Origin of the sequence: Flavobacterium sp., from assembly GCF_044361065.1 — a bacterium.
In the GTDB taxonomy this organism is placed as follows: domain Bacteria; phylum Bacteroidota; class Bacteroidia; order Flavobacteriales; family Flavobacteriaceae; genus Flavobacterium.
Window position 1 is genome coordinate 1 of record NZ_JBIKJI010000185.1, and the last position, 3513, is coordinate 3513.

At 31.0% G+C, this 3513-nt stretch carries 3 protein-coding genes; 2 read left to right on the forward strand and 1 reads right to left on the reverse strand.

Going from position 1 to position 3513, the window contains the following annotated elements; translation table 11 throughout:
• A partial coding sequence (locus tag ACIQ11_RS09580) for a RecQ family ATP-dependent DNA helicase (protein WP_396154398.1) occupies positions 1-1941 on the forward strand: 1941 nt, incomplete at its 5' end.
• 61 nt (positions 1942-2002) lie between these two features.
• Here the strand turns inward: ACIQ11_RS09580 and ACIQ11_RS09585 are convergent.
• Complete coding sequence (locus ACIQ11_RS09585; RefSeq protein ID WP_353077255.1) at positions 2003-2257, reverse strand: hypothetical protein; 255 nt, start codon at positions 2255-2257, stop codon at positions 2003-2005.
• A 59-nt stretch (positions 2258-2316) separates the two neighbouring features.
• On the opposite strand from ACIQ11_RS09585, the gene ACIQ11_RS09590 reads away from it, so the two are divergent.
• On the forward strand, positions 2317-3366 hold the full coding sequence (locus ACIQ11_RS09590; protein WP_396154400.1) for a DUF2891 domain-containing protein: 1050 nt from the start codon (positions 2317-2319) through the stop codon (positions 3364-3366).
• Positions 3367-3513: the final 147 nt, after the last annotated feature.

Consider the following 3513-nt stretch of genomic DNA (forward strand, 5'->3'; position numbering starts at 1 on the left):
GATGTTGGTGTTGCTCATGTTTTAAATTCTTCATTAAATAAAACAGAAGTCAATCAGGTAAAAGCAGATATATTATCTGGAAAAACTAAAATGCTATACGTAGCTCCTGAATCATTAACAAAAGAGGATTACATACAGTTTTTAAAAACAGTAAAAATATCCTTCGTAGCCATTGATGAAGCACATTGTATTTCAGAATGGGGACATGATTTTAGACCAGAATACAGAAATTTAAGAAGCATTATTAAGCAATTAGGTGATGTGCCAATTATTGGACTTACCGCTACGGCTACTCCGAAAGTACAAGAAGATATCTTGAAAAACTTAGATATGCCGAATGCCAATACGTTTAAAGCTTCTTTTAACCGACCAAATTTATACTACGAAATACGTCCGAAAACAAAAAATGTTCAAGGAGATATTATACGATTTATTAAGCAACATAAAGGAAAATCAGGTGTTATTTATTGCTTAAGTAGAAAAAAAGTGGAAGAAATTGCACAGGTTTTACAGGTAAATGGAATTTCTGCAGTGCCTTATCATGCAGGTTTAGATGCGAAAACACGTGCTAAACATCAAGATATGTTTCTTATGGAAGATGTAGATGTGGTGGTGGCCACTATCGCTTTTGGTATGGGAATTGACAAACCAGATGTACGATTTGTAATTCATCACGATATTCCAAAATCATTAGAAAGTTATTATCAAGAAACAGGAAGAGCAGGAAGAGATGATGGAGAAGGAATTTGTTTGGCGTATTATTCGTATAAAGATATTGAAAAGTTAGAGAAATTTATGTCTGGAAAACCAATTGCTGAACAAGAAATTGGTTATGCTTTATTACAAGAAGTGGTAGCTTATGCAGAAACTTCTATGTCGAGACGAAAATATTTACTTCACTATTTCGGAGAAGAATTTGACGAAGTTAATGGCGAAGGAGCCGATATGGATGATAATGTAAGAAATCCAAAAGTTAAAACAGAAGCTCAAAATCAGATAGTTACTTTGCTAAAAGTAATTAACGATACCAAACAGTTATTTAAATCTAAAGAAGTCATAATGGCTTTAGTAGGTAAAATTAATGCCATTATTAAAGCACAAAAAATAGATACATTAAAAACATTTGGTAGTGGTGCTAAACATGACGAAAAATACTGGATGGCATTAATTCGTCAGGTTTTAGTGGCGGGATTAATTTCAAAAGACATTGAAAGTTATGGTGTTTTAAAAGTAACACGAGCCGGACAAGATTTTATTGAAAAACCCTATTCATTTATGGTGGCAGAAGATCATGAGTTCAGTGAAGAAGAGGATGAAAATATCATCGCAGCAGCAAAAGCAACAGGAACTGCCGATGCAGTATTAATGTCAATGCTAAAAGATTTACGTAAAAAAGAAGCCAAAAAACATAATGTCCCACCGTTTGTGGTATTTCAAGATCCTTCTTTGGAAGATATGGCGCTTAAATATCCAATTACTATTGACGAATTAAGCAACGTTCATGGTGTAGGAGAAGGTAAGGCAAAGAAATTCGGAAAACCGTTTATTGAATTGATTTCAAGATATGTAGATGAAAATGACATTATTCGTCCAGATGATTTAGTAGTAAAATCTACAGGAGCCAATTCCATAAATAAATTATACATTATTCAAAATATCGATAGAAAATTAGCTTTAGATGATATTGCTTCCGCCAAAGGAATAAAATTTGACGATTTACTTAAAGAATTGGAACAAATTGTATTTTCAGGAACAAAATTAAATATTAAATATTGGATTGATGATATTTTAGATGAAGAGCAGCAAGAAGAAATTTACGACTATTTTATGGAATCCGAATCGGATAGCATAGAAAACGCACTAAAAGAATTTGATGGTGAATATGATATGGAAGAATTACGATTAATGAGAATTAAATTTATTAGCGAAGTAGCGAATTAAAAATGTAGTCAAAAGTTGAAGGTCGAAAGTCATAAAGTAACTTATGAATTTACTTTCGACTTTAAGACTTTCGACTTTCGACTAAATAAACCTCTCCTCGATGTGGTCGTAAAGCATCTCTAAAAATTATCATATCGGCTTCTTCTACAACTAAATAGGCAATAGCGTACATTTCGTTTAAAATTTCAAAGCCAGTAATTTTTAAAATGTAATTTTCTTTATCTAAAAATTCTTTCAAATGAATTTCGTGATGCTCCGCGGTTTTAGCAGCAGCTTGTCCACGAAAATCCCAAATTAGTTTTATTTGTCTGTTCATTATAATAAAATAAAAATCAAAGATAAGTTTTTAGTACTTTTGAAAAAATGAAATTCACTATGAAATTAATATTTTCTTTTCTTTTTGTTGGAACTTTGACTTTTTCGCAACAACTTACTTTGGAACAAGCCATTCATTTATCGACTTTACCAATTAAATGTTTGCAACAAGAATATCCAAATAAGTTAAATCAATTACTTCTTAATACTACCGAATTATTATCGCCTAAAGAGTTACATCCTGCATTTTATGGCTGTTTTGATTGGCATTCATCTGTGCATGGTCATTGGAGTTTGGTATATTTGTTAAATAATTTCCCTGAAATAAGAAACAAAGAAATTATAATTGAAAAATTAAAGTTAAATCTTTCCAAAGATAATATACAAAAAGAAATTGATTACTTTTCTAAGTCTCATGAAAAATCATATGAGAGAACGTACGGATGGAATTGGCTTTTAAAACTTCAATTAGAATTAGAAAAATCTAAATTAAATACTTCACTTGAATTGGCTGATAATTTAAAACCATTATCTAATTTAATTATTCAACGGTATATCGAATTTTTGCCAAAACTTCTTTATCCAGTTCGAGTTGGCACACATAATAATACCGCATTTGGCTTATCAAACGCTTGGGATTATGCTGTTTATTCTGATAATATAGAATTACAAAATAGTATAAAAACAAATGCCATAAGATTGTTCAAAAATGATGTAAATTGTCCTTTTGACTGGGAACCAAGCGGAACTGATTTTCTATCTCCATGTATGGAAGAATTGGGATTAATGCAACGTATTTTACCAAAAAATGAGTTTTTAAATTGGTTAAAAAAATTCGCACCGAAGATGTTTTCTAAAAATTGGAATTGGGAAACCGCAAAAGTATCTGACAGAACAGATGGTCATTTGGTGCATTTAGATGGTTTAAATTTTAGTAGAGCATGGAATATGTATGCTTTAGCCAAGGCATATCCAAAATTATTTTCTCATTTAGTTCCAATTGCCAATCATCATTTGAATTTTTCGTTACCTTCAGTAGTAGATGGAAATTATGAAGGCGAACATTGGTTAGCTTCATTTGCTTTACGAGCATTTGAAGAGAAAAAGTAAATCTTTTGTACATTTGCAAATAAATTATATAAATGCCTCGCGAACTACTTATTCAAGTTTCTCCAGAAATGGCGAATAACGAACAAATGTTATATCAATATGTTTCTAAATTGGTACATACTTCTGTATCTGATTTACAAAAAATTG